The following is a 779-nucleotide window of genomic DNA, read 5'->3' as shown; positions in this document are numbered from 1 at the left end:
GCGCAAGGCCGCGCTGCCGCCGGCGTTCGTGCCGACGGCGCCCGTGCAGGCCGTCGTGCCGGCGGCGCTGGCCGTGCCGGCGCTCGTGCTCGACAACGGCATCGGCGGCTTCAGTGCGGACGGTTGCGAATACGTCATCCGCACGGGGCCGGGCCGTCCGACGCCGGCGCCATGGGTCAACGTGCTCGCGAGCCCGATGTTCGGCAGCGTCGTGACGGAAAGCGGCCAGGCGTACAGCTGGAACCAGAACGCCCACGAATTCCGCCTCACGCCATGGGACAACGATCCCGTGGCTGCCGGCGGCGGCGAAGCGTTCTACCTGCGCGACGAGCAGACGGGCGCGGTCTGGTCGCCGACCGCGCTGCCGATGCCGTCGGGCGGGGAGTACGTCACGCGCCACGGCTTCGGCTACAGCGTGTTCGAGCACGCGGCGCACGGCATCCACAGCGAGATGCTGACGTATGTGGCACTGGACGCGCCGCTGAAATACATCGTGCTCCGGCTGCGCAACGACAGCGCCGCCGCGCGCCGCCTGTCCGTCACGGGCTATGTGGAGTGGGTGCTGGGCGACCTGCGCGCGAAGTCCGCGCTGCACGTGGTGACGGAGCAGGACCCCGTCAGCGGCGCGCTGTTCGCCCGCAATGCCTATAACGCCGACTTCTCCGGCCGCGTCGCGTTCTTCCACCTGGACGCCGAGCACGTGGCCTTCACGTGCGACCGCACGGAATTCATCGGCCATGGCCGCAGCCTGGCCGATCCGGCCGCGCTCGGGCGCACGA

1 protein-coding gene is annotated in these 779 nt (G+C 71.2%); it reads left to right on the top strand.

Going from position 1 to position 779, the window contains the following annotated elements; genetic code table 11:
- Window positions 1–779, top strand: a 779-nt coding sequence (locus AC1DYX_RS31660; RefSeq protein ID WP_477266235.1) for a hypothetical protein, incomplete at both ends; no start/stop codon positions are given.

This window comes from Massilia sp. P2_C2, assembly GCF_056404615.1.
Note: the sequence above shows the minus strand (reverse complement) of the source record. Positions and strands in the feature narration are given on the sequence as shown.